This window comes from Streptomyces sp. NBC_00104 (genome assembly GCF_045160825.1).
Taxonomy (GTDB): domain Bacteria; phylum Actinomycetota; class Actinomycetes; order Streptomycetales; family Streptomycetaceae; genus Streptomyces.
The window spans coordinates 8,851,866-8,877,728 of sequence record NZ_CP108215.1; the positions used below are offsets into that span (position 1 = coordinate 8,851,866).

Annotated in this window: 23 protein-coding genes and 1 pseudogene; 13 read left to right on the forward strand and 11 right to left on the reverse strand. The window is 70.3% G+C overall.

The features are described from left to right. Nucleotides 1-27: 27 nt before the first annotated feature. On the forward strand, nucleotides 28-1,506 hold the full coding sequence (locus OG272_RS38765) for a glycoside hydrolase family 32 protein (RefSeq protein WP_328224283.1): 1,479 nt from the start codon (nucleotides 28-30) through the stop codon (nucleotides 1,504-1,506). A gap of 78 nt (nucleotides 1,507-1,584) precedes the next feature. Then, entirely contained in the window at nucleotides 1,585-1,767 is a 183-nt protein-coding gene (locus OG272_RS38770) for a hypothetical protein (protein WP_327727193.1), read from the forward strand. Nucleotides 1,768-1,808: 41 nt separating this feature from the next. Here the strand turns inward: OG272_RS38770 and OG272_RS38775 are convergent. Next, a pseudogene (locus OG272_RS38775) lies at nucleotides 1,809-2,281 on the reverse strand (carboxymuconolactone decarboxylase family protein). A gap of 47 nt (nucleotides 2,282-2,328) precedes the next feature. Here OG272_RS38775 and OG272_RS38780 point away from each other — a divergent pair. Next, nucleotides 2,329-3,762 carry a PLP-dependent aminotransferase family protein gene (locus tag OG272_RS38780; protein WP_326575299.1) on the forward strand — a complete coding sequence of 478 codons (1,434 nt, stop codon included), beginning with the start codon at nucleotides 2,329-2,331 and terminating at the stop codon, nucleotides 3,760-3,762. 64 nt (nucleotides 3,763-3,826) lie between these two features. On the opposite strand, the gene OG272_RS38785 is transcribed toward OG272_RS38780, so the two are convergent. After that, a complete protein-coding gene (locus OG272_RS38785) occupies nucleotides 3,827-5,299 on the reverse strand; it encodes an MFS transporter (RefSeq protein WP_328224284.1) in 1,473 nt (490 codons plus the stop codon). A 72-nt stretch (nucleotides 5,300-5,371) separates the two neighbouring features. Continuing rightward, on the reverse strand, nucleotides 5,372-5,875 hold the full coding sequence (locus OG272_RS38790) for a cupin domain-containing protein (RefSeq protein ID WP_326575295.1): 504 nt from the start codon (nucleotides 5,873-5,875) through the stop codon (nucleotides 5,372-5,374). A 109-nt stretch (nucleotides 5,876-5,984) separates the two neighbouring features. On the opposite strand from OG272_RS38790, the gene OG272_RS38795 reads away from it, so the two are divergent. The 6 genes from OG272_RS38795 to OG272_RS38820 all read left to right on the forward strand — a co-directional run bounded on the left by OG272_RS38795 (nucleotide 5,985) and on the right by OG272_RS38820 (nucleotide 11,772). Beyond that, entirely contained in the window at nucleotides 5,985-6,137 is a 153-nt protein-coding gene (locus OG272_RS38795) for a hypothetical protein (protein WP_327727190.1), read from the forward strand. Between the two features lie 558 nt (nucleotides 6,138-6,695). Then, nucleotides 6,696-7,211, forward strand: coding sequence for a Zn-ribbon domain-containing OB-fold protein (locus OG272_RS38800; protein WP_405895625.1), 516 nt, complete (start codon nucleotides 6,696-6,698; stop codon nucleotides 7,209-7,211). Nucleotides 7,212-7,270: 59 nt separating this feature from the next. After that, nucleotides 7,271-8,521 (forward strand): CoA transferase, encoded by a 1,251-nt coding sequence (locus tag OG272_RS38805; RefSeq protein WP_327727188.1) that lies wholly within the window; start codon nucleotides 7,271-7,273, stop codon nucleotides 8,519-8,521. Nucleotides 8,522-8,607: 86 nt separating this feature from the next. Then, a complete protein-coding gene (locus OG272_RS38810; protein WP_327727187.1) occupies nucleotides 8,608-9,789 on the forward strand; it encodes an acyl-CoA dehydrogenase family protein in 1,182 nt (393 codons plus the stop codon). Between the two features lie 158 nt (nucleotides 9,790-9,947). Then, the gene (locus OG272_RS38815) at nucleotides 9,948-10,730 is read left to right on the forward strand and encodes an electron transfer flavoprotein subunit beta/FixA family protein (protein ID WP_327727186.1); all 783 of its coding nucleotides are present in this window, start codon (nucleotides 9,948-9,950) and stop codon (nucleotides 10,728-10,730) included. A gap of 76 nt (nucleotides 10,731-10,806) precedes the next feature. After that, entirely contained in the window at nucleotides 10,807-11,772 is a 966-nt protein-coding gene (locus OG272_RS38820) for an electron transfer flavoprotein subunit alpha/FixB family protein (RefSeq protein ID WP_405895626.1), read from the forward strand. Nucleotides 11,773-11,952: 180 nt separating this feature from the next. Here the strand turns inward: OG272_RS38820 and OG272_RS38825 are convergent, their stop codons facing one another. The 6 genes from OG272_RS38825 to eno form a co-directional block, all read right to left on the reverse strand. Then, nucleotides 11,953-12,819, reverse strand: a complete 867-nt coding sequence (locus tag OG272_RS38825; RefSeq protein ID WP_326575285.1) for a 3-hydroxybutyryl-CoA dehydrogenase — start codon at nucleotides 12,817-12,819, stop codon at nucleotides 11,953-11,955. Nucleotides 12,820-13,118: 299 nt separating this feature from the next. Then, nucleotides 13,119-14,099, reverse strand: a complete 981-nt coding sequence (locus tag OG272_RS38830; protein ID WP_326575283.1) for a LysR substrate-binding domain-containing protein — start codon at nucleotides 14,097-14,099, stop codon at nucleotides 13,119-13,121. 60 nt (nucleotides 14,100-14,159) lie between these two features. Continuing rightward, nucleotides 14,160-15,266 (reverse strand): alcohol dehydrogenase catalytic domain-containing protein, encoded by a 1,107-nt coding sequence (locus OG272_RS38835; RefSeq protein ID WP_327750211.1) that lies wholly within the window; start codon nucleotides 15,264-15,266, stop codon nucleotides 14,160-14,162. A gap of 61 nt (nucleotides 15,267-15,327) precedes the next feature. Beyond that, nucleotides 15,328-15,879 carry a carboxymuconolactone decarboxylase family protein gene (locus OG272_RS38840; protein ID WP_326575279.1) on the reverse strand — a complete coding sequence of 184 codons (552 nt, stop codon included), beginning with the start codon at nucleotides 15,877-15,879 and terminating at the stop codon, nucleotides 15,328-15,330. 26 nt (nucleotides 15,880-15,905) lie between these two features. Next, nucleotides 15,906-16,916 (reverse strand): VOC family protein, encoded by a 1,011-nt coding sequence (locus OG272_RS38845; protein WP_326575277.1) that lies wholly within the window; start codon nucleotides 16,914-16,916, stop codon nucleotides 15,906-15,908. Between the two features lie 92 nt (nucleotides 16,917-17,008). After that, nucleotides 17,009-18,319: a phosphopyruvate hydratase gene (gene eno / locus OG272_RS38850; protein WP_327727184.1), complete on the reverse strand. Its 1,311-nt coding sequence runs from the start codon at nucleotides 18,317-18,319 to the stop codon at nucleotides 17,009-17,011. 443 nt (nucleotides 18,320-18,762) lie between these two features. Here eno and OG272_RS38855 point away from each other — a divergent pair, with 443 nt between their 5' ends. Continuing rightward, nucleotides 18,763-19,356: an NAD(P)H-dependent oxidoreductase gene (locus OG272_RS38855; RefSeq protein ID WP_327727183.1), complete on the forward strand. Its 594-nt coding sequence runs from the start codon at nucleotides 18,763-18,765 to the stop codon at nucleotides 19,354-19,356. Nucleotides 19,357-19,463: 107 nt separating this feature from the next. Here OG272_RS38855 and OG272_RS38860 read toward each other — a convergent pair whose 3' ends face one another. Further along, a complete protein-coding gene (locus OG272_RS38860; protein WP_327727182.1) occupies nucleotides 19,464-20,495 on the reverse strand; it encodes a LacI family DNA-binding transcriptional regulator in 1,032 nt (343 codons plus the stop codon). A 138-nt stretch (nucleotides 20,496-20,633) separates the two neighbouring features. Here OG272_RS38860 and OG272_RS38865 point away from each other — a divergent pair, with 138 nt between their 5' ends. Further along, on the forward strand, nucleotides 20,634-21,458 hold the full coding sequence (locus OG272_RS38865) for a fumarylacetoacetate hydrolase family protein (RefSeq protein WP_327750210.1): 825 nt from the start codon (nucleotides 20,634-20,636) through the stop codon (nucleotides 21,456-21,458). A 173-nt stretch (nucleotides 21,459-21,631) separates the two neighbouring features. On the opposite strand, the gene OG272_RS38870 is transcribed toward OG272_RS38865, so the two are convergent. Then, nucleotides 21,632-22,900, reverse strand: coding sequence for an MFS transporter (locus OG272_RS38870; RefSeq protein WP_405895627.1), 1,269 nt, complete (start codon nucleotides 22,898-22,900; stop codon nucleotides 21,632-21,634). Nucleotides 22,901-23,630: 730 nt separating this feature from the next. Between OG272_RS38870 and OG272_RS38875 the strand changes: the two genes are divergently transcribed. Both OG272_RS38875 and OG272_RS38880 read left to right on the forward strand, forming a co-directional pair. Beyond that, nucleotides 23,631-24,635: a C-terminal binding protein gene (locus tag OG272_RS38875; RefSeq protein WP_327727179.1), complete on the forward strand. Its 1,005-nt coding sequence runs from the start codon at nucleotides 23,631-23,633 to the stop codon at nucleotides 24,633-24,635. Next, nucleotides 24,632-25,699, forward strand: a complete 1,068-nt coding sequence (locus tag OG272_RS38880) for an aminoglycoside phosphotransferase family protein (RefSeq protein WP_327727178.1) — start codon at nucleotides 24,632-24,634, stop codon at nucleotides 25,697-25,699. The genes OG272_RS38875 and OG272_RS38880 overlap by 4 nt, the downstream gene beginning before the upstream one ends. Nucleotides 25,700-25,863 lie beyond the last annotated feature (164 nt).

A 25,863-nucleotide genomic window follows, 5' to 3' on the forward strand; every position in this document is an offset into this window, starting at 1 on the left:
CCTCGCGCACCCTTCGAAAGGCCCCGTGTGCCCACGCCGCCCGTCGACCCCCACCTGCCCGCCGTCCACCTGCGACCGCCCCGCAACTGGATCAACGACCCCAACGGGTTGGTCTTCCACGACGGTCACTACCACGTGTTCTTCCAGCACAACCCGTACGCCCCGCTCCACGCGAACGTGCACTGGGGCCACTTCCGCAGCCCGGACCTGATCACCTGGGAACAGCTCCCGGCCGCTCTCGCTCCCACCCCCGGCGGCGACGACGCGGACGGCTGCTTCTCCGGCAGCGCGATCCCGGTCGACGGCCGGCTGGTGGCCTTCTACTCCGCCCACCGCACCGACCGCTGGTGGCAGCCGGTGACCACCGCCGAGTCGTGCGACGGCGGCCACACCTGGGTCAAGCGGCCGGAGTTGCTCATCCCGCGGCCGCCCGCCGGCACGACCATGTACCGGGACCCCTACGTCTGGCGGCAGGACGGCCGCTGGCGGATGCTGGTCGGCTCGGCGCTCGCCGACGGCCGGGGCGCGGCACTGCTCTACGAGTCCCACGACCTGGAGGACTGGCGGTACCGCGGCCCCTTCCACTCCAGCGGTGCGCCGGCCGGCGAAGACCCGGTCGGCTGGGAGTGCCCCCAGTACGCGACCTTCGGCGACGGCCGGGGCGTCCTGATCGTCAGCGACTGGACGCCGCAGGGCGGGCCCAGTCATACGACGGTCCATGTCGGCCGCGAGGAGGACGGCCGTTTCACGGCGACCGAGCCGCCCGTACGACTGGACCACGGACCGGACTTCTATGCCCCCGCCCTGCTCAGAGCCCCTGAAGAAGGCCGGTGGCTGTTGTGGGGCTGGGCGTGGGAGGCCCGCGACGACTCCTGGGCACACGAAGCGGGTTGGGCCGGCACTCTCACCCTCCCGCGCGAACTGACCCTGGCGGACGACGGAACGGTGGGCCAGCGCCCGGCCCGCGAACTGCTCGCCCTGCGCGGCGAACGTGCTGTGCACCGCAGCGGAAACGCCACGGGATCCGGACCGGTCGAACTGGGGGAGGTCAGCCGCAGTTTCGACCTCACCGCCACCCTGACCGCCGACCCGCACGGCGCGACCGGCCTGCGTCTGGTCACCTCCGCGGACGGGGCCGAATACCTGGACATCACCTTCGACGCCGCCACCGGCCGGCTCACCGTCGACCGGGGGCACGCCTCACTCGACGTACGGGCGCGAGCAGGCACGTACAGCCTTCCCTGCCCTGGCGCGAAGGGGCCCGGCGCAGCTGTCCAACTCCGTGTCGTCGTGGACCGTTCGATCGCCGAGATCCATCTCGCCACCGGGCAGGTCCTCACCCTCAGGTTCTATCCGGTCGGCGACGGGCCATGGCGGCTCCAGGCCCGCAGCATGGGCCCCGGCCCCGGCGGCTTCACCGTCGAGGCGTGGGACCTGAACCCCGGCCGAATCCATAGGGAACCGCTGCCGGCGGGGCAGGGGCAGGACGTCATGGCAGGCCGGTGACACCAGCAGCCAGGTCGCACGCCTCCTGGCGCCCCGTCCCTCATGGCACGGCGGTCGCGTGGTTCGGGAGAGGCTTCGATGGCGCACGCACCCAGGGTCCAGGGGGAGCGGGCCGCTGCGGCCGATCTCTTCGGCGAGTTCGCGCTCCACGGTGGTGAGTGGGTCTTCGTCGTCCTCGACGTCTCCGGAGGGGCGGTCGTTCCTGCTTCCTGCTTCCTGCGTCCGCGGACAGCCGCGAGAAGTAGGCAGCAGGGCTCGTGATCCGCGCCTGGCCAGGGGTGGTGGCGCGGCTGCTGAGGCGTTCAGTGTCGTTCGTCGGTGCCGGCGATCTTGGTTGTGGTGATGGCGATGCGGTTCCAGGTGTTGATCGTCAGGATCACGGAGATGAGCTGGGCCAGTTCGGTGTCCTCGAAGTGTTCGGTGGCGCGGTTGAAGACGTCGTCGGGGACGCCGTCGGTGATCTGGGTGATGGCTTCGGTCAGGGCCAGGGCGGCTTGTTCGGATGGGGTGAAGAAGTGGGTTGCGTCGTGCCACTCCTGGACCATGTGGAGGCGTTCTTCGTTTTCGCCGGCCTTGCGCGCGTCGGTGGTGTGCATGTGGAGGCAGTACGCGCAGCCGTTGAGTCGGGACGCGCGGATCTGGACCAGTTCGATCAAGGCTGGGTCGAGGCCCGCGGGACACGGCGTCGAAGCTGATTAGGGGCTTTGAACGCGCGCGGCGCGGATGCGGCGAAGTTGATGCGGGAGAGGCCGGCGTTAACGTCTGTGTTGTTCATGTTGATTAGCCTAGGCACCTGAAAGACTGATTGAGGGGTGCGTTCGGATGGCGGAGTCACGGGTCAATTCTGCCCAGGAGGCGGGCTCTGACCTGCACCTTGAGCTGTCTCTGACGGGGCCTCGTCGGGCTGCGGTGGCGGAGGCGCTGCGGGAGGCGGTGCGCAGCGGGAGGCTCACGGCGGGGAGGTTGCTGCCGCCCTACCGGTCGCTCGCGGCGGACCTGGGGGTCGCTCGCAACACGGTCGCGGACGCCTACGCCGAACTGGTCGCCGAGGGCTGGCTGACCGCTCGTCAGGGTTCCGGTACCCGGGTCGCCAAGCGGGTGGAGGCCAAGCCGCAGCGTGTTCCGAAGAAGGCGCCCGGCCGCAAGGTCGTGGCCCACAACCTCCAGCAGGGGCAGCCGGACGCGACGTCCTTCCCTCGCGCCGCGTGGGCCGCGGCCGTCCGCCGGGCGGTGACGGCAGCACCATACGACGCGTTCGCTCCACCCGATCCCCAGGGACGTCCCGAACTGCGCCGTGTACTGGCCGAGTACCTGGCTCGGGCGCGCGGTGTGTCGACTTCACCGGACCAGATCGTGGTCTGTGCCGGGTTCGCTCACGCGCTGCGGCTGCTGTTCGGCGGCGGGGTGCTGTCCGGGCCGCTTGCGGTCGAGCCGTACAGCCTGCCTTTCCACCGCGGCATCTTGGCCGACGCCGGAGTCAGCACGGTCCCGCTGGGCATGGACGGCCAGGGTGTGCGGACCGATCAGTTGGCATCGCACCCCGGTCTGCAGCCTCGGCGTGGAGCGCGGACCGTCCTGCTCACTCCAGCTCACCAGTTCCCGACCGGTGGTCCGCTGCATTCGACGCGGCGTGCCGCGGCCGTCGACTGGGCGCGCGGTCGTGGCGGCGTGGTGCTGGAGGACGACTACGACGGCGAGTTCCGCTACGACCGTGAACCCGTAGGCGCGGTTCAAGGGCTTGATCCCGACCATGTCGTCTACATCGGCTCGGTCAGCAAGAGCCTGTCCCCGGCGATCCGGCTCGGCTGGATGGTCCTGCCGCCGCATCTGGTCGAGGCCATGCTCGCGGCCAAGGGGCTGCGAGAGGCGTGGACGGGGGTCACCGACCAGCTCGCGCTCGCGGAGTTCATCGCCTCCGGCCAGTACGACAAGCACATCCGCCGCATGCGGCAGCGCTATCGCGCCCGCCGTAACCTGCTCGTCACGACGCTGGCCGAGCACGCCCCGCACATCGCGGTCACCGGCATCGCGGCCGGACTGCACGCGGTCCTCCGGCTGCCGCCGGGCACCGAGGCGTCCACCGTCAAAGCGGCGACATGGATGGGCCTGGCCCTCGACGGCTTGGCGACGTTCGGCCACCCCGACAGCCCCGACCCCCACCATGACGGTCTGGTTGTCGGCTATGCCACACCCCCCGAACACCGCTATCGACCGGCGCTTGACGCGCTGTGCCAAGCTCTGCCACCTGACGCCTGAACCCCGAAAGCGGTGCCGCCCTGGGAAGGGGGCACCGCTTTCGGCGAATCGGTGTCGGGTTTGATCAGAGGTGCGCGAGCGGGCGGTCGTCGGCCTTCGACTCGGCCTGCGGCTCGGGCTGGGTGATCTGCTGGGCCTTGGTCTTGCGCAGACCGAGGGCGGCCAGGGCGGTGATCGCGATGCCCGCGGCGGCGATGAACACCGCGGTGCGCAGCCCGTCGTTGGTCGCGGTGCGCAGTGCCTGGCCGCTGATCCCGTCCAGGCCGGCGTTGGCGACGGCCACCAGGAGCGCGAGGCCGACCGCGCCGCCGACCTGCTGGCTGGTCGATGCGATGCCCGAGGCGATGCCCTGGTCCCGGGCGGCGGCCCCGGCGGTGGCGGCGCCGAACATTAGGGTGTAGCCGGCGCCCTGGCCGATACCGAGCACGACCAGGCCGGGGATCAGCGCGATGTAGGAGGCGTCGGTCGCCATGGTCGCGCCGAGGATCGCGGCACCGACACCGCCCGCCGCCAGCGCGGCGACCAGCACCGGCCGGGTCCCGTGTCGGGTGGCCAGCCGACCGGCGGTCTGCGAACCGGCCGCGATCGCGGCCATCGGCACCAGGAACGCCAGCCCGGTGGTCAACGCGTCGTAGCCGTGCACGCCCTGGAAGTACACGGTCAAGAAGTACAGCAGAGCGCCGAAGGTGCCCATGTAGAGAAAAGTGACGACCGTCCCCACGCTCAGGTCGCGGTTGGCGAACAGCCGTAGCGGCATCAGCGGATCGGCGCTGCGCCGTTCGATCGCGACGAACACGGTCAGCAGGACGGCGCCGGCGAGCGCGGCGGTCAGCACGGCGGGCGAGAGCCATCCGGACTCCGGCCCCTGCACCAGCGCGAACACCACGCCCGTGACACCGATCGTCGAGGTCAGCGTGCCTGCAACGTCCAGCGAGCGGCCGCCGGCGCGTGGCGCGTCCGGTGCGATCAGCGCGAAGGTGAGCAGGGCGGCGGTACCGGCGAGGGGCACGTTGACGAAGAACACCGACTCCCAGCCGAACGCGTCCGTCAGCACACCACCGAGCAGGGAACCGAGGATCATCCCGCTGCCGCCCGCGGTGCCCCACACCGCGAACGCGCGGTTGCGCTCACGTCCTTCGGCGAAGCTGGTGGAGACCAGGGTGAGCGTCGCGGGGAACAGGAATGCGCCGCCGACCCCCTGCACGGCTCGGGCCGTGACCAGCATGGCGGCTGATTCGGCAAGACCGCCGAGCAGCGAGGAGATCGCGTACAGGACGAGTCCGACGGCGAACATCCGCCGTGGTCCCAGCAGGTCGCCGGCCCGCCCGCCGAGCAGCAGGAAGCCGCCGAACGCGACGGCGTAGGCGCTGATCACCCACTGCAGGTTCTGCGCGGAGAAGCCGAGACCGGAACCGATCTCCGGCAGGGCGACGTACACGATGTTGTAGTCGATCGAGATGATCAGTTGGGCGAACGCAAGCAGCGCCAGGGTCGCTCCCGGGCGGCGGCGCAGAGCTGTGGGCATGGTCGAGGGCATGGCGAGACTGCTTTCCGGAGGAGTTCAGGGGGTTTCCTGGCCGGGCCACGGGCGGCGTGGCCCGGCCAGGGGTCAGCGCTCGGCGAGCGCCTCCGACCACACGGGGCTGTCGAAGTAGTGGTTGTCGTACTGCTGTGAGCTGTCGCGGATCTCCTGCACCGTGGCCTCACCCCGGTACACCCGCTCCAGCAGCCGGTAGTAGTCGAAACGGTGCAGGCCGGGGGTGAAGACCACCAGCAGCTCGGCCTCGCTGCCGGGGGCCGGCGCGAACGCGTGCGGCACGGTCGGCGGAACGGTCAGGAACCCGCCCTTGCCCAAGGTCACGATCTCGTCGTTCACCAGGAACCGCATCGTGCCGTCCAGGACGAAGAACATCTCGCTGGCCTTGGTGTGGAAGTGCGCAGGCGCCCCCGGCGAACCCTTGCGGAAAGTCGCCTTGTTCGCAGTGAGCGCGCCATCGGTCTCTCCGGCGTCGGCGAGCAGACCGATCAGGCTCAGCGCACCATCCTGAATGACCTCAACGCTCTCCGGCCGGACCAGGACAGGGCCAACCGGCTGGTTCACAACGGCGTCCATAACGTCTCCCAGATGCTCGGCCCGGCTTCCCACCAGGCACTTCGTGCTGACATCAATGAATCTACGAGAGTCAAAGACCCGTAAAAAGGTTCATTTCAATGCTAGTTTCATGGGTCAATCCACCTCGGACGCCAAGCTTGTGGAACTCCACCAAGCCTCCGCGCAGCACCACCTCGCGGTGGACCGCCGCCACTGCCCGGCGCTGTCGATGCGGATGACGACGAAGAGCCCGAACACGACGACTAGCCACCACCCACACTGACCCTCCATCACCGCAGGTCAGGGCATTGGTCGTTGGATTTTCGGCCACTCCGAGGCCCCTTGGAGGGAGCCCTGATGCTGGTCGCCCTGTAGATCATCACGCCGGGGGCGCGGTAGCGCTGGTGCCACTCAGTCATGAAATTCGAGGACCAGGAGCCGAACCACACAGCTCGTACGGGATCCGCTTCACCCGCCCGTGCCCGGGTTCCCCGCCTCCTGGCCCGCATGCCGGCCGGGCTCAGGTCGCGGAGGGGTCGAGAGCCGCTCACTTCGGGGGAGCCCCCGGGAACTCGTCGTCGATTCCTCGGAGTCTGCGTCCGTTCCTCGGTGTCTGTGTCCGTCCCGGTGGACGTGGCCTCCTGTGCGTCGGGTTCTCGGGGCCCGTGGTGAGAGTAGTGGCCGGAAGGCGGTTCTGACCTCGGTGAACGGAACGCGTTCCGCGCACAAAGATGCGTCAGCTCGTCGTTGACCGGCGGTCCGCGGCAGGGCCAGGGTGAGGGAGCCAGATCGGATTCCGATCTCCCGTTTCCGGTCACCGAACTGCGTGCAGGAGGCCGCGATGCTCCGGACAGACACCCTTGAAGACACCGAACTCGGCGACGACCACGAAACGGCTGCCGTCGCCGCAACCGTGCCCGCCGCAACCGTGCCCGCCGCAACCGTGCCCGCCGCGACCGTGCCCGCCACGATTGCGCCCGCTACGACCGTGCCCGCCGCGACCGTGCCCGCCGCGCCGACCGCACCGGCGGACCGCGGCGAACTGCTGTTCCAGCGCTGCCTGTGGTGCGGCACTCCGGCCTACCGCCGCTCCTTCTGCCGTGCCTGCGGGTCCGTGGCTTTTCGACGGGAACGCAGCGCGGGCGACGGGGTGGTTGTCCGCCGCCACGGCCAGGTCCCGCACCACACGTGGTTCGTCGCGATGAACGAGGGCTTCAACCTGCTCTGCCAGGCCACCGACGCGGCGCCGGTCGCGGTCGGGTCGAGGGTGAGCGTCGTACGGGACATCGCTCCCCTCGGGCAGGGACTTCCCGTCGTCGAGCCCACTCGCCCGCCGACTTCGGACCGCTGGTGGTGACGGAAAACGGCTCGAACGCAGCCGCTCCGCGTGAGCGGGACGATCAGAGAGGAGGGTGCGTGGGCACCCAGCACAACGCGCCGGACGGACAGGCCGGCGCGGTCGAGGGAGTGGGGCGCGGCGCGCTGGAGGGTCTGCGGATCGCCGACTTCTCCCGGGTTCTCGCCGGTCCCTACGCCACCATGCTGCTCGCCGACCTCGGCGCGGACGTGGTGAAGGTCGAACGGCCGGGCATCGGGGACGACACCCGGGCCTGGCATCCGCCGGCGGACCACGACGGCACCTCGACCTATTTCCTCAGCGTCAATCGGAACAAGAAGTCCGTGACCCTGGACCTCACGAGCGAAGCCGGTCGCGAACAGGCCCGCGCCCTGGTCGCCGAGTCCGACGTGCTGGTGGAGAACTTCCGCCCCGGCACGATGGAACGGCTCGGGCTCGGCCCTCGCGAACTCCGCGCCCTACAACCGGAGTTGGTCTACTGCTCGATCAGCGGCTTCGGCAGCGGCGCGGGTGCGGCGATCCCCGGATACGACCTTCTGGTGCAGGCCGTCGGCGGTCTGATGAGCGTGACCGGGGACGCGGCCGGTGAGCCGGTCAAGGCCGGCGTGGCCCTGGTCGACGTGATCACCGGCCTGCACGCCTCGCTCGGTATCCTCGCGGCCCTCCGGCATCGGGACGCCACCGGGCAAGGGCAGCACGTGGAGGTGAACCTGCTCGGTTCGCTGCTGTCGGCCATGGTCAACCAGGCGTCGGCGTTCGCCGTCGCCGGTGTGGTCCCGGGCCGTATGGGCAACGCGCACCCGAGCATCGCCCCGTACGAGACCTTCCCGGCCGCCGACCGTCCGATCGCGATCGCGGTGGGCAACGACCGGCAGTTCGCCGCGCTCGCCGACCTCGTCGGGGAACCCGGTCTCGCTCTCGACGACCGCTTCCGCACCAATGCCGACCGGGTCGCCCACCGCGGCGAACTGCGGGACATCCTGACGCGGCGGCTGGGCACCGTCGGCGCCGACCACTGGTCGGCCGTCCTGCTGGCCGCGGGGGTGCCCGCCGGCCCGGTCAACACCCTTGACGAGGCCTTCGACTTCGCCCGGAAGCTGGGCCTTCCGGGCATCGTCGACATCCCCGCCGCACCCGCCGACGGAGTCGACGGAGTCGAGAGCAGGCCCTTCCGCCAGGTCGCGAGCCCCATCGCGCTGAGCGGTACGCCCGCGCGGTACCGCCTGCCGCCACCGCGCCTGGGCCAGCACACCGCGGAGATCCTGCACCGCCGCCCTTCCGGCCACGACCACCCCTCCGCGTCGAACTGAGCGGTCGGCCGACCGTTCCAGGCGCAGGCACCACGACCGAACCGAACACCCACCACCCGAACACCCACCACCCCCAGGAGCTCACGATGAGCGGCACCAAGCCGATGAAGGACCCCCTCGACCTGCTCGACATCTCCTCCACCCTCACCGGCGAGGAGCGCGAGATCCAGGCCACCGTGGCCAAGTTCCTCGCCGACCGGGTGCGCCCGCACATCGGCGAGTGGTTCGAGAACGCCCACTTCGCGCGCGAACTCGCTCCAGAACTCGGCAAGTTGGGCGTCCTGGGTATGCACCTCGAAGGCTACGGCTGCGCGGGGACGAACGCGGTCAGCTACGGCCTCGCCTGCCTGGAACTGGAGGCGGCGGACTCCGGGTTCCGCAGCTTCGTGTCCGTGCAGGGCTCGCTGTCGATGTTCTCCATCTGGAAGTGGGGTTCGGAGGAGCAGAAGCAGGAGTGGCTGCCCCGGCTCGCCGCCGGTGAGGCCATCGGCTGTTTCGGACTGACCGAGCCCGACTTCGGCAGCAACCCCTCCGGGATGCGCACCCGGGCCGTCCGCGACGGTGGGGGAGACTGGATCCTCAACGGCTCCAAGATGTGGATCACCAACGGCGGCATCGCCGATGTCGCCACCGTCTGGGCGCAGACCGAGGACGGCATCCGCGGCTTCCTCGTCCCCCGCGGGACCCCCGGTTTCACCACGCAGGACATCAAGCAGAAGATGTCTCTGCGCGCCTCGATCACCTCGGAGCTGTACTTCGACAACGTACGGCTGCCCGACTCGGCGCGTCTGCCGCTCGCCGAGGGCCTGCGCGGACCCCTGTCCTGCCTCAACGAGGCCCGCTTCGGCATCCTGTTCGGCGCGGTCGGCGCGGCCCGCGACTCCATCCAGGCGGCCATCGAGTACGCCGACTCCCGCGTGCAGTTCGACAAGCCGATCAGCGCCTTCCAGCTCACCCAGAAGAAGCTCGCCGACATGAGCGTCTCCGTGGGCAACGCCGCGCTGCTCGCCCTCCACCTGGGCCGGCTCAAGGACCAGCACCGCATCCGGCCCGAACAGATCAGCGTCGGCAAGCTCAACAACGTCCGCGAGGCGATCGCCATCGCCCGCGAGTGCCGCACCGTCCTGGGGGCCAACGGCATCTCCCTGGAGTACTCGCCGCTGCGCCACGCCAACAACCTGGAGTCCGTCCTGACCTACGAAGGCACCAGCGAGATGCACACCCTGGTCGTCGGGCAGGCGCTCACCGGCCAGGCGGCGTTCCGCTGACCGCTGACCGCCGACTGCCGACCGCTGGCCGCTGGCCGCTGGCCGCCGACGGCCGACGGCCGACGGCCGACTGCCGGCCGCTGACGGCCGACTGCCGACCGCCGACTACCGGCCGCTGACGGCCCGGCAGGATCACCGAACGCCGAAGGAAGACGCCCGTGAACATCGTCGTACTCGTCAAGCAGGTCCCGGACACGGGTGCCGAACGCACCCTGTCCCGGTCCGACCACCTTCTCGACCGCGAGGACGCCGACCTCGTCCTGGACGAGATCAACGAGCGCGCCGCCGAAGAGGCCCTGAGTCTGAAGGAGACGGCGGACGCCCACATCGTCGTCGTCTCCATGGGACCCGAATCCGCGCTCGAAGCCATCCGCAAGGTCCTGGCGATGGGCGCCGACCGGGGCATCCACATCTGCGACGACCGCCTGCGCGGCGCGGACGTACTGACCACCGCGAAGGTCCTGGCGGCCGCCCTGCGGACCGTGGAGAACGTCGACCTGGTACTCGCCGGCGACGCGACCACCGACGGCCGGGCGAGCGCGGTACCGGCCGTCGTCGCGGACCTGCTCGCACTGCCGCAGGTGACCCAGGTACGGAAGCTCGATGTGGACGCCGGACGGGTGCGCGCCGAGCGTGAGACCGAGAACGGCGAGGCGACGCTGGACGCCCCGCTGCCCGCGCTGGTCAGCGTCACCGAGAAGATCAACGAGCCGCGCTACCCCTCGTTCAAGGGGATCATGGCCGCGAAGAGGAAGCCGGTGGACACGGTCGACCTCGACGACCTGTTCCCCGGCGCCGACGACGCCGAGTTCCTCGTGAGGCGCACCCGTGTGCTGGAGGCCGTCCCGCGTCCCGCGCGCTCAGCGGGAATCCGCATCACGGACGACGGCTCGGCGGGCCGACAGCTCGCCGCGTACCTGATCGCCCAGAAGCTCGTCTGACCCGTCCGACATCTGACCCGTCCGACATCTGACCCGTCTGACCCGTCTGACCCGTCCGAACAGGAACACAGGACCCATGCCCGATGTCCTCGTACTCGTCGACCACGACGGGGAACGTGTCAACAAAACCACTTATGAACTCCTGGCCGCCGCACGGCGGCTGGGCGACCCGGCCGCCGTCGTCGTGGGAACCCCCGGCACGGCGGCGCGCCTCAGGGAATCCCTCGCCCGATACGGCGCCACAAGCGTCCACGCGGCGGAATCCACCGAAGCGGCCGACTTCCTCGTCACGCCCGCCGTGGACGCTCTGGAGCTGGCGGTGAGCGAGACCTCTCCGGCCGCCGTTCTGGTCTCCGCGACGACCGACGGCAGGGAGACGGCCGCGCGTCTCGCGGCACGGCTGGACGCCGGGCTGCTGATCGACGCGGTCGACCTGGACTCCTCCGGCGCGGTCACTCAGATCGTCTTCGGGGGCTCGTACACCGTGCGTTCCCAAGTCACCCACGGGACACCGGTGATCACCGTGCGCCCCGGCTCCTTCGAGCCGGAGGAGCATCCCGGCGGTGCCGTGGAGCGGACACTGGCGCCGCCGGCCGTCGACCCCGCCGGCTCCGCCCGTATCACCGACCGGCGGGCCGTACCCGCGGGCGACCGGCCCGGGCTCACCGAGGCGGCCGTCGTCGTCTCCGGCGGCCGCGGTGTCGGAGGAGCGGACGGCTTCGAGGTGGTGGAGGAACTGGCGGACGCCTTCTCAGGCGCGGTGGGCGCCTCGCGCGCCGCGGTGGACGCCGGCTACTACCCGCACCAGTTCCAGGTCGGGCAGACCGGCAAGTCCGTCTCCCCTCAGCTGTACATCGCCCTGGGTATCTCCGGGGCCATCCAGCACCTCGCCGGAATGCAGACCTCCAGGACGATCGTCGCGGTCAACAAGGACCCGGAGGCGCCCATCCTCGACCTCGCCGACTACGGCGTGGTGGGCGACCTGTTCGCGGTGGCTCCCCGGCTCACCCGGGAGGTGGCCGCCCGCCGCGCCGACGGTTGAGGTGCCGGGCGGCCGGAGGGGCCGTACCGAACCCCCGGACCACGTCTGCCCGGTGATCGAGCGGACGCCGGCGAACACCAGGGAGGGGCGGCCGACGGCCGCCCCTCCCTGGTGTCGCGCGCGGGTGGGGGAGTCGGTGACGGACACCGGTCCGCCGGCCCACCGACCCCCTGCCGGCCCTCAGGCCGCCTGGTAGTCGAAGAAGCCCTGCCCCGACTTACGGCCCAGCAGGCCCGACTCGACCATGCGGCGCAGCAACGGGGGAGGGGCGTACAGCGGTTCGCGGTACTCCTCGTACAGCGCCTCGCCTATCGCCGCCACGGTGTCGAGACCGATGAGGTCGGCGAGGCGCAGCGGGCCCATGGGGTGGGCGCAACCGGCGGTCATGCCGGTGTCGATGTCCTCGGCCGTCGCCGTGCCGGAGCTGACCATCCGCACCGCTGCCAACAGGTAGGGAACCAGGAGGGAGTTCACCACGAAGCCGGCGCGGTCCTGCGTGACGATCGTCTTCTTGCCCAGGGTCTCGTCGGCGAAGGCACGCACGCGCAGTTCCGTGGCCTTCGAGGTATGCAGCGAGGGGATTATCTCGACCAGCGGCATGACGGGGACAGGGTTGAAGAAGTGCAGGCCGACCACCGACTCCGGCCGTCCGGTCGCCGCCGCGAGCCGGGCGATGGGGATCGAGGAGGTGTTGGTGGCCAGCACGGCGGCCGGATCGGTGACCACCTCGTCCAACTGCCGGAACAGAGCCGTCTTGGCCCGCTCGTCCTCCACGGCCGCCTCGATCACCAGGTCGGCCCCGGACAGGCGGGAGAGATCCCCGGTGGCCGAGATCCCGGCCAGCGCATGGGCGCGGCCCTCCGAGGTGATCGCGCGGCGCTTCTCCGCCTTGAGCAGGGAGTCCGCCACGCCGGCCAGACCGGCACGGGCCCTGTCCTCGGTCACGTCGCACAAGGTGACGCGCAGGCCGGCCCGGGCGCAGACCTCGGTGATGCCCCGGCCCATCTGTCCGGCGCCGACGACGCCCACGTGTTTGATCGATGTCATGCTCGATGTCATGCGTTCCTCCGCCTGTCCTACTCCGTCCGGCGGCAGTCGACGGACGCCGCCACGCTCTGTGGTGCCGTGTTGAGCGTAGGCCGGTCACACCCCCTCTGACCTGCTCGGACGATGCGTTTTCCGCGTACAAAGATGCGTCGGTCCGGTGTCGGTCGACGGGGCGGCACGGACGCCACGCCGACCGGATCAGGGGTGGTCCCGACGGCCGTGGAGGCGCGCCCGAGGCCCGAACGGGCCGCGGGTCGCGAAACTCGCCCTGGGCCGGCCGCCCGCCGGGTTCCGTGGTGTCAGCCGGCGGTGACCGTGGCGGCAGCCGCCTCCCGCAGGCGGCGGATCACGCCGCGCACGGCGGGCGAGGTCTCGCCTCTGCGGTAGGCACCCACCAGCCGGGTGGTCAGCGGTACGTCCGCCAGCGGACGGTAGGCCACTCCCGGGATCTGCACGCGGCGCAGCGAGTCGGGGACCAGAGCCACCGCGAGACCCCCTCCCACCAGTGTCAGAGCCGCGATGAAGTCCCGCACCGGGGGAGCGCACCGCGGGCTGAAACCGCCCCGCTCCGCCACCTCCAGAATCTGGTCCCGGCAGCCGTACTCCTCGTCGAAGTGCGGGGCGACGAACCGCTCGTCGCGCAGCTTCGCCGCCGGTACCGCCTCGTACGCCGCCAGCGGTGCGTCGGCCGGCAGCGCCAGGACGACGTCCTCGGTGAGCAGACAGGTGGCCGTGACCTCGGGCGGGTACTCCGGCCTCCAGCGCAGGAACCCGACGTCGATGTCCCCGCAGGCCAACGCCTCCAGCTGCGCCGGTGTCTCCAACTCGCGCACCTGCAGGGTGAGTTGCGTGCCGGGGGCCGCGCAGCGGGTGAGGACGTCGGTCAGCACCCCGGAGAACGCGGCGGAGGCGACGTACGCGATCTGGGCGTGCCCCAGCTCCCCGCGACCGGCACGCCGGCCCACGGCCTCGGCCCGCGCGGCCTGGGCGAGGGTCAGCCGTGCCTCCTCGACGAAGAGCCGCCCGGCGCTGGTCAGCGCCGGGCGGGTGCGTCGTCCGCGGTCGATCAGGCGGACGCCCAGGTGCGATTCGAGCGCCCTGATCTGGGCGCTGAGTGCCGAGGGAGCGAGATGCAGACGGTCCGACGCCCGCGCGAAGTGCAGTTCCTCCGCGACGGTGACGAACGATTCCAGCCAGCGCAGTTCCACCGGCTCCTCCGTCCTGCTGGGCGTGTTCTGGGGCGACCCACCGGCCGTGCGTACGGCCGGTGGGTCGGACACCACGCGGCGGCGTCAGGGCAGAACAGGACCGCCGCGGGGTGAGTACGGTACGCCTGTGGTTCAGGGGATGACGACGTAGTTGCTGAATCCGCCGTCGCGGTCCTCCAGGCCCGAGATGGCCTCGTTGACCCGGGACAGCGGGAAGGGCTTGGCCTGCAGGTAGGACAGGTCCAGGGTGCCCGTGGCCACCATGTCGGCGAGTTCCTGCCCCTGCGCGGTGCTGAACCAGTTGGAGCCGATCAGCTGGACCTGCTCGTCCATGAGCCACTTCACGTCCACGGGCAGCCGGTCGGCCACGCCGCCGACGTTGACCACCTTGCCGCCCCTGCGGACACCCTGCATGGAGTCGAGCATCGTCTCCACCGGAGCCTTGGCGCCCAGCGCGCTGATCACGTAGTCCGCGCCCTCGCCGCCGGTGCGGGACTTCGCCCACTCACCGGTGGAGCCGTCACCCAGCCGGAAGACCTCGACCCGCTCCGGGTCCAGTTCCTTGACGCGCTTGAGGAGTGCCTCGTTGCGACCGGTCCCGAGGACCCGGGCGGCACCGGAGGCCAGCGCGAGCACGGTGGACGCGACACCGAGGGTTCCCGTGACCCCGTCGATCAGCGCGACCTGGCCGGGGCCGGCGGCGGCGTTCTTGAGGGCGCCGTAGGAGGTGCCGATGTAGCCGAGCTTGCCCGCCTGCTCGAACGTCATGGTGTCCGGGATGTTGACGATCGAGTACTGCGGGGCGGTCATGTACTCCGCGAAGCCGCCGTAGGGGTAGAGGTCGAAGATCCGCTGGCCGTCACGGGAGGTGCTGAAGTAGCCGTTCAACGTGAAGTAGCGGCACCGGCTCAGTTCACCGCCCCGGCAGACCTGGCAACTCCCGCAGGAACGCAGGGGGTTGACGTACACCCGGTCACCCGGCTTGGTGTGCAGCACGGCCTCACCGACCGCTTCGACCACGCCGGCGGCGTCCAGGCCGAAGATGGCGGGGAACTTCGGCAACGGCTGATGCGGGAACCAGGTGGGCCAGTTGTTGATCACGTTGGCCATGTTCGGCACGATCCCGCACGCCTTCACCCGTACCAGTACGTCGGTCGGGCGCGGCGTGGGTACGTCGATCGTGTCGATCGACATCGGCTCACCGAGCGTGTGCAGTCGTGCAGCGAGCATTTTCGCCATTGAAATACTCCTTGTTACTGCTCCGTCCCGGGCGGCCGGGGGCGGAGACACCAAGAATTCCCTACGAATGGGGAAAAGGGTTGGGGTAGTTGTCCTCAAGGTCGATGCCGAGCAATCCCATGATGCGGACGCCGGAGTTGTACCAGGCGATGGACAACGACAGTTCGACCATCTGCTTGTCCGTCAGGTGGTCGGCGGCGGCACGCCACGTGTTCTCCGCGACGTCGACCTGGAGCGTGGACTCCTTGGCGAGACGCATCACCGCCTTCTCCGTGTCGTCGAACAGATCGGACGACTCGAAGTCGGCCACCGCCGCGAGCTGTTCCTCGGTGAGCCCGGCCTTGAGTCCGTGCGACTGGTGGTGCGCGACCTCGTACGCCGAGCGGGTCGCGTACCCCACGGTCAGGATGGCCAGCTCCCGCAGCTTGGGACTGAGGTCGGCGGCCCGCAGCGAGTTGGCGTAGGTCAGGAAGGCGTCCAGCTGGGTGGGCGCGTTGGTCAGGGCGAGGAAGATGTTCGCCGTCGGGACCTTGCGTTCGGTTTCGAGCCGGTCGTACAGGGGCTTCTGCGACTCGTCGGCGTCCTCGCGGCGCAGATAGGGGACGCGTGCCATGGGTGTCTCCTCGGGGGACGGAAAGATCAGCGGGTGGACTGGGACTGTTCGAGCAGGAACCGCTCCAGCGACATGGGCTTCGGCGGCTCGGCCGGCGGAATCCGCTTGACCCCCGCGAAGGGCGACGCCTCGAAGTACCACTTCTCCAGCGCCGGCAGGCCCCAGCGGGCGTTCGTGCTCAGCGATCCCGCGTCCCAGCGCACCGGCTCGATCTCGGTGTCGATCGTCTGGTAATGGCTGTTGAAGACCTCCACCCGGTGCCCGTCGGGGTCACGGAGGTAGGCGAAGAGCATCCCGCCCGGACCGTGACGTCCCGGGCCACGCTCCACGCCCTCGCCGTACCCGTGGATGCCCGCGAAGTCGCAGGCGGTGAAGATGTCGTGGCTCTCGGAGACGGTGTACGCGAAGTGATGCAGGGCGGGCCCGGTGTTCTCGACGATCGCCAGGTCCAGGCAGGTGCCCTTGCGGTACATGAACGCGCCCAGCAGCTTGTCGCCGTGCGCCAGGTACTCGGAGTTACGGAAGCCCAGTTCGCCGTAGAACGCGCACAGCTCGTAGGTGTCGGGCGCGAAGGTCTGGTAGTGATCGAGTCGCTGCGCGTGCGCGCCCTTGTGGAGCTGGAAGTCGATGTGCAGCCTCGGCCGGGTCTCCATGTGCGCACAGAGTTCGAGGGGCGTGCCGATGGGGTCGCTGACGTGCAGGGTGCGGCCCTGGTACGGGGCGTCGACCCACTCGGCGGGCAGTCCCCGCTCACGGAACCAGTCGTACGCGATGTCGAGGTCCTCGTCGAAGAAGACCCGGAAGCCGATCCTCCCGCAGGAGCCCGCGCCCTCTTCGTCCAGTTCCAGGACGAGGCTGTGGTGACAGGCCTCCGACAGGCCGCGGAGATAGCAGGTGCGCTCGTCCTCGTCGCTGACGACGAGTCCCAGCACGTTCACATAGAAGTTCCGGCTCTCGGCCAGATCGGCCACGGTGAGCCGGACGTGGCTGGAGCGGGTGATGTTGAAACTCGGGCGCAGATTGACGGGTGGCAGCATGCTGGTCTCCGTGCTCGGATCGGCTCTGGAATTCTGGGTCTCTGGGTTTCGGGATTTCGCTGACTGTAATACGTGATATTTCCACGGCCTTTTTACGGCTTGGTCGTGGAGGCCCGGGATCCGGCGAAGGTGAAGGCGGACCAGCCGCTGAATTCGGCGGATTCACCGAGGGACTCCTCGATGCGCAGAACCTCGTTCCACTTGGCCATGCGCTCGGAGCGGGTGAACGAGCCCACCTTCAGCTGGCCGGCGTCCCAGCCGACGCTCAGATGGGCGATGGTGATGTCCTCGGTCTCGCCGGAACGCGCCGAGACGATCGTGCCGAATCCGGCTTCCTTGCCGGCCCGCAGTGCCTGGAACGCCTCGGTGACCGTACCGGCCTGGTTCGGCTTGACGAGGACGGCGTTCGCCGCTCCGGCGGTGGCCGCGGCCTCCACGCGCTTGGCGTTCGTGACCAGGTAGTCGTCGCCGATCACCTGGCAGCGGTCGCCGTAGCGCCGGGTGAACTCCAGCATGCCGTCGTGGTCGTCCTCGCCCACGGGATCCTCGATGGAGAGGATCGGATACCGCTCGATCCAGCCGCCCAGCATGTCGATCAGCGCCGCGGTGTCGAGCGTGCGGTCGTCCAGGGCCAGCGTGTAGCGCCCGCCGCTGCCGAACTGCGAGGCCGCGACGTCCAGTGAGATGCCCACCTCGGTCGAGGGGGCGAAGCCCGCGGCCCGGATGGCGTGGGTCAGCATCTCCAGCGCCTCCTCGTTGGAGTCGAAGGCCGGCCAGAAGCCGCCCTCGTCCGCCACGCCCTGGGCCTTCCCCGCCGCGCGCATCAGGCTTCCGGCCGCCCGGTAGATCTCCGCGGTCCAGTCCAGGGCCTCGGAGAAACTGTCCGCCGCCGGGCACATCACCATGAAGTCCTGTACGTCGACCCGGCGGTCCGCGTGGGCGCCGCCGCCGAAGATCTGGATCTCGGGCAGCGGGATACGTACGGGGCTGTCGCCCGCCAGGTGCTTCCACAGCGGCACCCCCGCCGAAGCGGCGGCGGCGTGCAGGACGGCCATGGAGGTGGCCACGATCGCGTTGCCGCCGAGACGGCCGCGGTCGGGGGTTCCGTCGAGGTCCACCAGCAGCCGGTCGACGGCCTCCTGGTCACCCGCGTCACGGCCGGCGAGGGCGGGCGCGATCTCGTCGTTCACCGAGCCCACCGCGCGCTGGACGTCGAGTCCGCCGAAGCGGCTGCCGCCGTCGCGCAGGTCGAGCGCTTCGCCCTGGCCCGTCGAGGCGCCCGCCGGTGCGATGGCCCGACCGACCGCGCCGTCCGCGAGCCGGACCTCGACCTCGACGGTCGGCCGACCGCGTGAGTCCCACACTCTGCGGCCGTGGAGCTTGGCGATCCGCGCGTCTGTCATGGCGGTGCAACCTTTCGGAGTTCGGACGACCGGGGTGAGGGTCGGGGAGTCCGTGCCTGTCATCGGGAGAGGGACGTCCGCACGGCCGTGGCGTACGGGGGCATCGCCGACGAGCGGGCGCGGGTGGACCCCGAGGGAGCGGCACCCGGATCGGTACGAGGGCGCTGCGCGTGGGCGAAGGGTCGTACGGCTCTGTTCGCCACCGTGCTAACGATAGCGCAATCGTGCGAACTGTCGGCGGTGATGTCAAGAGGCGGGTTGCGCTCGATGCCCATCTGTCTGCCGTGCGGATCTGCTCTCGCGGTCCATCTCCAAGTAAATGCTATCGTTCGCACGATGCCGCTCCGGCAAGGACTCCGGCGGGCCCGCACGTCTCCTGGACGGACAGCACGGGAAGAGGCGGGCCCGCCGGGCGGGGCGGCCGAAAGGAAAGGGAGCCCGATATGGCAGCCGAGCCCTCTGTGGCGCCGATGACCCTCACCACCGTGGTGGCCAGTACGCGTCCCGGGCGGGTGGGAAGGTCCGTCGCGGACTGGTTCACCACCCGGGCCGCGGAGTGCGAACAGTTCGAGTCGCACACGGTCGACCTCCGGGAACTCGCCCTTCCCTTCTTCGACGAGCCGCACCCGCCCGCCCTGCGGCAGTACACGAAGAGCCACACCCGGGAGTGGAGCCGGATCGTCGAGGCGTCGGACGCGTTCGTCTTCGTCACCCCCGAGTACAACGGCGGCTTCCCCGCCCCGTTGAAGAACGCGTGGGACTACCTCGTCGTGGAGTGGCAGCACAAGCCGGCCGCGTTCGTCAGCTACGGAGGCGTCTCGGCGGGCACCCGGGCGGTGCAGATGGGCAAGCAGGTCGTGGCGAACCTCAGGATGCTGCCGATCGGCCCGACCGTGAGCATCCCGTTCGTCAACGAACTCGTCGAGGACGGTGCTTTCCGGCCCGGCAAGATCCACGAGGCGGCGGCCGAGCAGGTGCTCGACGAACTCGTGCGTACCGCCCGCGTCATGCGCGGGCTGCGCGGCGGAACGCACTGACCTGCCACCGTCCCCGCCGCCCGATTCGGCGGGGACGTGCGAAGGCGCCCGGAGCGGTGTGCTCCGGGCGCCTTCCGCGTGTGCGGGTGGGGTCGGTCGCCCACGGCTCAGCGGGGTCGGGGCGAAGCCTTTCCGCCGGGAGGTGCCGTGCTGCCGCGCAGGATCAGCGATCCGGGGGAGACCGACGTGTACGGTCCGTCGTTGCCCGGCTTGGTCTTCAGGCGGCGCATCAGCCACAGCGCGCAGCCGGTGGCCATCTCCTGGATCGGCAGACCGATCGTCGTGAGTCCGGGACCCCACCAGGAGAACCCCGGCTCGTCACCGAACCCGATCACGGACAGCTCCCCGGGCACCTTCACCCGCTGCTCGGACAGTTCCTCCAGGACTCCCCGGGTGAGCTGGATCGATCCCAGTACGAGCGCGGTGGGGGTGTCCGGGCCCTTCAGCAGCCGGCGCATCGCCTGGCGGCCGTGGTCCACGGACGACGGCGGGCCGAGCTCCGTGCGCCCGGCCCCGTCCGGCAGGCCGCCGTCGCGCAGGGCGCTGCGGAAGCCGCGCAGACGCTCCGCGCCCGTGGGCAGTTCCTCGGGGCCGCCCATGTACGCGATACGCGTGTGGCCCTGGGCCACCAGGTGGGCCGTGGCCACACGCAGCGCCTCGTGGTCGTCCACGCCGAACCACTGGGAGCCGAGCGACGGGTGGCGGCGCAGCAGTTGCAGGTGCGGCATCGTGCGCAGGAGCTTGACCGAGTCGCTGTGCGGGCGCGCGGTGGGCACGATGATGACACCGGCCACGCGGGTCGCGGACAGCTCCCGCAGATGGCGCAGCTCCACCATCCGGTCGTCGTCCGTCTCCGAGAGCATCAGCTGGAAGCCCTCGGCCTCCATGTTCTTGGACAGCTCGTGCGCGATGGTCGAGTAGAAGCTGTTGCGGATGTCCGGGATCACCAGCGCGACCACGTTGCTGGACGCCCCGCGCATCATCCGGGCCGCACGGTTGCCGACGTAGCCCATCTCGGCGGCGGCCTGGCGGACCTTGAACTTGGTCTCCTCGCTGATGCGGGAATCGTCGGCGAGCGCCCGGCCGACCGTGGAGACGGAGACTCCGAGGCGTTCCGCGATGTCTTTGGTCGTGATCACGTAAGGGCCCCCTTGAGGTGACTGATCCCGTGCCGTCACTTTCCGTGTGCCAACGATAGCGCTTGGGTCGCTCTCCGCAGTCGAGAGGGAGGGGCGCGGGAATGATCGTTCCGTGCGTGCTAACGTTAGCATTGCTGGATGGGTCATGCAGTCGTGTTCGGCTGCCTAGTTGCGGAGGTTTCCGTGCGGATCGTCAGGTATGCCGTCGGCGGCGTGCGTCACTACGGAGAACTCGTATCCGGTGAAGCCGGGATCGCGAGATGCGAGGGAAATCCCTTCACCGGACTGTCCCCCACCGGGGACGTCGACGAAATCGGCGACGTGGTCATTCTCGCGCCGCTCGAACGGCCCCGGATCTTCGGATTCGCCTACAACTACGCCTCACACATCGACGAGACCGATCGCGCGGTTCCGGAAGTTCCGGTGTGCTTTATGAAGCCCAGTACGGCGGTGGTGGGTCCGGATGACGCCATCGTCTATCCGGCGGACGGTGAACTGGTCCATTTCGAAGGCGAGTTGGTCGTCGTCATCGGAAAGGAGGCCCGTCATGTGAAGCCCTCCGAGGCCCACGAGTACATCCTCGGCTATACGTGTGGCAATGACGTCAGCGACCGCGTCGTCCAGCGCAGGGAGAGCGCCTTCGGCACGCTTCTGATCGGGAAGGGGCAGGACACCTTCGCTCCCCTCGGGCCGGTCATCGAGACCGAACTCGACCCCTCGGCGCTGTCGCTGACGACCCGTGTGAACGGCGCCGTCATGCAGTCGGCGAGCACGGCCGACCTGCTGCTCGCCGTTCCCGACATCATCGGTTACCTCAGCCGCTACCTGACGCTGCTGCCCGGAGACGCGATCATGACCGGCACACCGTCCGGCGTCGGGCCGATCCGTCCCGGAGACGTGGTCGAGGTGGAGATCGAGGGCATCGGCGTGCTGCGCAACCCTGTGGTGGCCGAGAGCCTCTGACGTCACCCGCCCGTCGGGCGACCACACACAGGGGCCTGCCCACCGCCGAGCGGTGGGCAGGCCCCTGTGGAATGTCGGCGGTGTGCCACCACGCCCTGCTGATGCCACGTCACCGTGTTGCCCCGGGCCTGCGCCCGGGGCAACACGGTGACGGGTGTGCGGTGGGGCGGTCGCTAGCGGGCCGCGTTGTTGAACCGCGAGGTGCGGACGAAGGCCAGGGCGACCACGCCCAGCAGCGGCAGGGCCGTGACCTGCAGCAGCCCGGCCCGGCTCCAGCCGAAGGAGTCCACCAGGCCGGCGAAGAGCAGACCCGAGAACGCCGCCGGTCCGTAGTAGCTGGTGACGAAGAGACCGGAGGCTCGACCGATCTGGCCGGGGCGGACGGCCCGCTGTATCGCGCTGTTGGTGTTGGGGTAGATGAAGCCCAGCCCGAAGGCGCCCATGAGGAAGGCGAACAGGCACTGCACCCCCACCGTGGCGTGGGTCGTGTAGATGCACACGCTGATGGCGGAGACGGCCAGCAGGCTGATCATCAGCAGGTTGCGCTGGTTGACGCGGTCGCCGAGCCAGCCGCCGAACACGGCCGTCATGCCGCCGAAGCCGAGAAGGCTCATGGCCAGCGCGGCCTGCCCGGGGGAGTAGTGCAGCGAGGTGATGAGGAAGGTCGGGTAGAGGCCGAGGAATCCGTAGAGGGCCACACCGCTGATGACCGCGTGGACGGCCAGTGCGACCGTGTTGCGGTTGTAGGCGGAGGCCGGCATGTACTCGTAGGTCCCGGTCGAGGCGACCTTCTCGACGGAGTGCTCGGTCAGGCCGGTCCGCACGAGGAACAGGGAGACGGCGGCGATCAGCAGCCCGGCCGCTCCGAACAGGTAGAACGGCGAGTGCCAGGTGCCGTGCATGCTCATCAGCCCGACACCGATCAGCGGCGCGATGAACACACCGACCGAGTAGCCCACGCCGATGACACCGAAGGCGAGGCCACGTCGCTGGGCGAAGAAGGCGCCGATCGCCGCGAAGATGGCGGCGGACTGCATGCCCTCACCGAAGCCCGAGACGATCCGGTACAGGCTCATGTCGGCGAAACCGGTCGCCAGCGGCGTCGCCATCGTGCCCAGGGAGTAGATCACGATGCTGACCAGCAGCACGGTCTTGCGGCGGAAGCGGTCGAGCAGGTAGCCGGCGGGCAGGCCGGCGAGGGCCATGCCGAGGGTGAAGTTCGTCGCCAGCAGCCCGCCCTGCTCCAGGGAGAACCCGTACTCCTCCCGGATGTTCGGCAGCAGGGGAGGAAAGACCTGGCGGTCCATCGCGTTGACCATGTACGAGAGGACGATCAGCAGGAAGCCCACACCGATCATGGGGCGGGAAAGAGAGGGCCGGTTGCTTTCCTGTGTTTCGCCGACGGGCACTGCGGTGGTGTCGACTTGCGCTGCGTGTGTCATAGCGGCTCCTGAAGAGGAAGGGGCCACGGGCGGACCGTGGCGGAGCCATCGCCGGTACGGGGCCGTACGGGCGAGGGATGAAGCGGTGGGCTGAACCCGGACTCGCGTCGGCGACGGCTGTGCGGTCGTCGACTGGCGGAATGGGGCGACGGGCTGCCGCGCGGTCGGACACCGCATGCGGAATTCAGCCGTTTATCGCCCGTCGGGACGTCCGTGGCTATGGCGTCTTCGACAGCCGGACTTCGTGCGGACACTTGTCGGTCACACGGTCGGCGCTGGCTGAAACCATGAAGGCAAGTGGGGGGCGCGTCAAGACGTGTACGCGGGTTTTCTTCGGCGCTTCTGGCTTTCCCCGAGGCGGCGGGGTTCCTCGGCACTGCGACAGGCCCCGCGGTGGGATGGCGACGATCGGGTGTACGCCGCACCCTTGACGCGTCGAAGGTCCCGAATGCTATCGTTAGCACCACGTGGCTGTGACAAAGTGATGCGACGTGCCCTGGTATCCCGCGATCCGATCCAGGGGCGTACTGCGGCGCCCGCCCCGACCACAAGTCGGCGGGCGCCGACGAGCCCAGTGACCCCCTCCGGCCCACCCAGGGCGACCGACGGCCCATCGGACAAGCTGTCGGCCGGCCCTTACGGGTGGCGATCAAACCCGCTCACCGGACGCGACCGGGCGTGACGCCCGACCGTCCGCCGCGGCCGCACGACTCTGCGAGGACGACCTGCCATGAACCCATCGAGCCGCCCCGGCACCGTGCTGCTCACCGACTACGCCTGGCCCGACGACTCCGTCGAGCGATCCGTCATCGAGGCGGCGGGCCACACCCTGGTGACCGGCCCCGCCGAACCCGCCACCGCCGAAGCCATCGAGGAACTGGTGGCCGAGCACCGGCCCGCCGGCATCCTGACCTGCTGGGCGCCCGTCTCCGCCACCGCGATCGGCACCTCGCCGGACCTGCGGATCGTGGCCAGGCTCGGCGTCGGCCTCGACAACATCGCCGTGGAGGCGGCCACCGACCGGGGCGTCTGGGTCACCAACGTGCCCGACTACTGCGTCGAGGAGGTCGCGGACCACGCCGTCGGCATGGTGCTGGCCTGGACGCGGGGCCTGGCCGTGTTCGACCGGGACGTCCGTGCGGGCCGTTGGGACCCCGCCAGTGCCCGGCTGCGTCGGCTGTCGACGCTGACCTGCGGCGTCGTCGGATACGGACGCATCGGACGCGCCACCGCCGGCCGGCTCGGCGCGTTCGGCTGCCGGATCCTGGCCCACGACCCGCACCCGCCCAAGGACACCCCGGGCGTGGAGATGGTGGGCCTGGAGGAGCTGCTGCGCCGCAGCGACGTGGTGATCCTCCATGTGCCGCTCACCCCGGACACGCACCACATCATCGGAGCCGGGCAGCTGGCGCTGATGCGGCGGGGCGGCCTGCTGGTCAACGTCAGCCGGGGCGGCCTGGTGGACACCGACGCGGTGATCAAGGCGCTCGACAGCGGGCACCTGGACGGAGCCGCCTTCGACGTGCTGGAGAGCGAGCCGCACGTCCCCGACGGACTGCTGGCGCAGCCGGGCGCGCTGCTCACCCCGCACGTCGCCTTCTCCTCCGACGCCTCGGTCACGGAGCTGCGCCGCCGAGCGGCCGAGGAGGTCGTACGGATCCTGGCGGGCGAGGAACCGGCCCACGCCCGCAACAGCCCCCGCGGTCTGCCCGGAGGGTCGGGTGACCGGCGATGACGTCGCCCTCCGCGCCGGTGAGCCCGGACCCGGTGCCGGACACCTCGCTCACCGACTTCCTGCTCACCCACGGGCTCGCCGGGCCCGGCGAACCCGCACGGTGGACGCCGCTGGCCGGCGGTGTCTCGTCCGACCTGTGGCGGGTGGACCTGCCGGGACGCTCCCTGTGCGTCAAGCGGGCCCTGGCCCGGCTGCGGGTCGCCGCCGACTGGCAGGCACCGGTGTCGCGCAACGCGTACGAATGGGCGTGGATGCGGTTCGCGTCCCGGCACCGGCCGGACAGCGTGCCGGAGCTGCTGGCCCACGACGCCGAGGCCGGCCTCTTCGCGATGGCGTTCCTGCCCCCCGAGCGGTACCCGGTGTGGAAGGCACAGCTGTTCGACGGCCAGGTGGAGGTGGCGACCGCCGCGGCCGTCGGAGAACTGCTCGGCACCCTGCACGCGGCGAGCGCGGGCGATGTCACCCTCGCCGCGGAGTTCGCCACCGACGACAACTTCCACGCGCTGCGCATCGAGCCGTACCTGCTGGCCACCGCGGCGGCGCACCCCGATCTGGGCGACGTCCTCCGGGGCCTCGCCCACCGCACGGCCACGACCCACCTGGCCCTGGTGCACGGCGACGTCAGCCCCAAGAACATCCTCGTCGGCCCGGCCGGGCCCGTGCTGCTGGACGCCGAGTGCGCCTGGTACGGGGACCCGGCCTTCGACCTGGCCTTCTGCGTCAACCATCTGCTCCTCAAGAGCCTGGTGGTACCCGGGCACCGAGCCGATCTCCTCGGCTCCGCGCGGGTCCTGGTCGAGGAGTACGTCCGGCGCGTCGACTGGGAGCCCCGGCCGGACCTCGAGGCGCGGGGTGCGGCACTGCTGCCGGCGCTGCTGCTCGCGCGGGTGGACGGCAAGTCCCCGGCGGAGTACCTCACGGACGACGGGCACCGGCTGTTCGTGCGCACGGTGGCATCGGCCCTGCTGAGGGTCCCCGTCCCGACCATGACGGACGTCCTGGACTCCTGGGCGGCCGCGCTCGAAGCCACCCCGACCGAGCCCGGCGGCGACCGCCCCGACTGACGAACCGATGCGTCGGCGACCTTGCATCCGTCGGATCCGTCGGACCCGTCGGACCCGTCGGACCTGATGGACCCGGCCGGACCCGCCGGACCCGCCGGACCCGTCGGACCCGTCGGACCCGTCGGATCCGTCGGACCCGTCGGACCTGATGGACCTGATGGACC

Coding starts and splice junctions, on each gene's coding strand:
- OG272_RS38770 (WP_327727193.1), top strand. CDS start 1,585: ATGGCGCACGCACCCAGGGTCCAGGGGGAGCGGGCCGCTGCGGCCGAT.
- OG272_RS38780 (WP_326575299.1), top strand. CDS start 2,329: ATGGCGGAGTCACGGGTCAATTCTGCCCAGGAGGCGGGCTCTGACCTG.
- OG272_RS38785 (WP_328224284.1), bottom strand. CDS start 5,299: ATGCCCTCGACCATGCCCACAGCTCTGCGCCGCCGCCCGGGAGCGACC.
- OG272_RS38790 (WP_326575295.1), bottom strand. CDS start 5,875: ATGGACGCCGTTGTGAACCAGCCGGTTGGCCCTGTCCTGGTCCGGCCG.
- OG272_RS38795 (WP_327727190.1), top strand. CDS start 5,985: ATGGGTCAATCCACCTCGGACGCCAAGCTTGTGGAACTCCACCAAGCC.
- OG272_RS38800 (WP_405895625.1), top strand. CDS start 6,696: ATGCTCCGGACAGACACCCTTGAAGACACCGAACTCGGCGACGACCAC.
- OG272_RS38810 (WP_327727187.1), top strand. CDS start 8,608: ATGAGCGGCACCAAGCCGATGAAGGACCCCCTCGACCTGCTCGACATC.
- OG272_RS38820 (WP_405895626.1), top strand. CDS start 10,807: ATGCCCGATGTCCTCGTACTCGTCGACCACGACGGGGAACGTGTCAAC.
- OG272_RS38825 (WP_326575285.1), bottom strand. CDS start 12,819: ATGACATCGATCAAACACGTGGGCGTCGTCGGCGCCGGACAGATGGGC.
- OG272_RS38835 (WP_327750211.1), bottom strand. CDS start 15,266: ATGGCGAAAATGCTCGCTGCACGACTGCACACGCTCGGTGAGCCGATG.
- OG272_RS38840 (WP_326575279.1), bottom strand. CDS start 15,879: ATGGCACGCGTCCCCTATCTGCGCCGCGAGGACGCCGACGAGTCGCAG.
- OG272_RS38845 (WP_326575277.1), bottom strand. CDS start 16,916: ATGCTGCCACCCGTCAATCTGCGCCCGAGTTTCAACATCACCCGCTCC.
- eno (WP_327727184.1), bottom strand. CDS start 18,319: ATGACAGACGCGCGGATCGCCAAGCTCCACGGCCGCAGAGTGTGGGAC.
- OG272_RS38855 (WP_327727183.1), top strand. CDS start 18,763: ATGGCAGCCGAGCCCTCTGTGGCGCCGATGACCCTCACCACCGTGGTG.
- OG272_RS38865 (WP_327750210.1), top strand. CDS start 20,634: ATGGGTCATGCAGTCGTGTTCGGCTGCCTAGTTGCGGAGGTTTCCGTG.
- OG272_RS38870 (WP_405895627.1), bottom strand. CDS start 22,900: ATGACACACGCAGCGCAAGTCGACACCACCGCAGTGCCCGTCGGCGAA.
- OG272_RS38875 (WP_327727179.1), top strand. CDS start 23,631: ATGAACCCATCGAGCCGCCCCGGCACCGTGCTGCTCACCGACTACGCC.
- OG272_RS38880 (WP_327727178.1), top strand. CDS start 24,632: ATGACGTCGCCCTCCGCGCCGGTGAGCCCGGACCCGGTGCCGGACACC.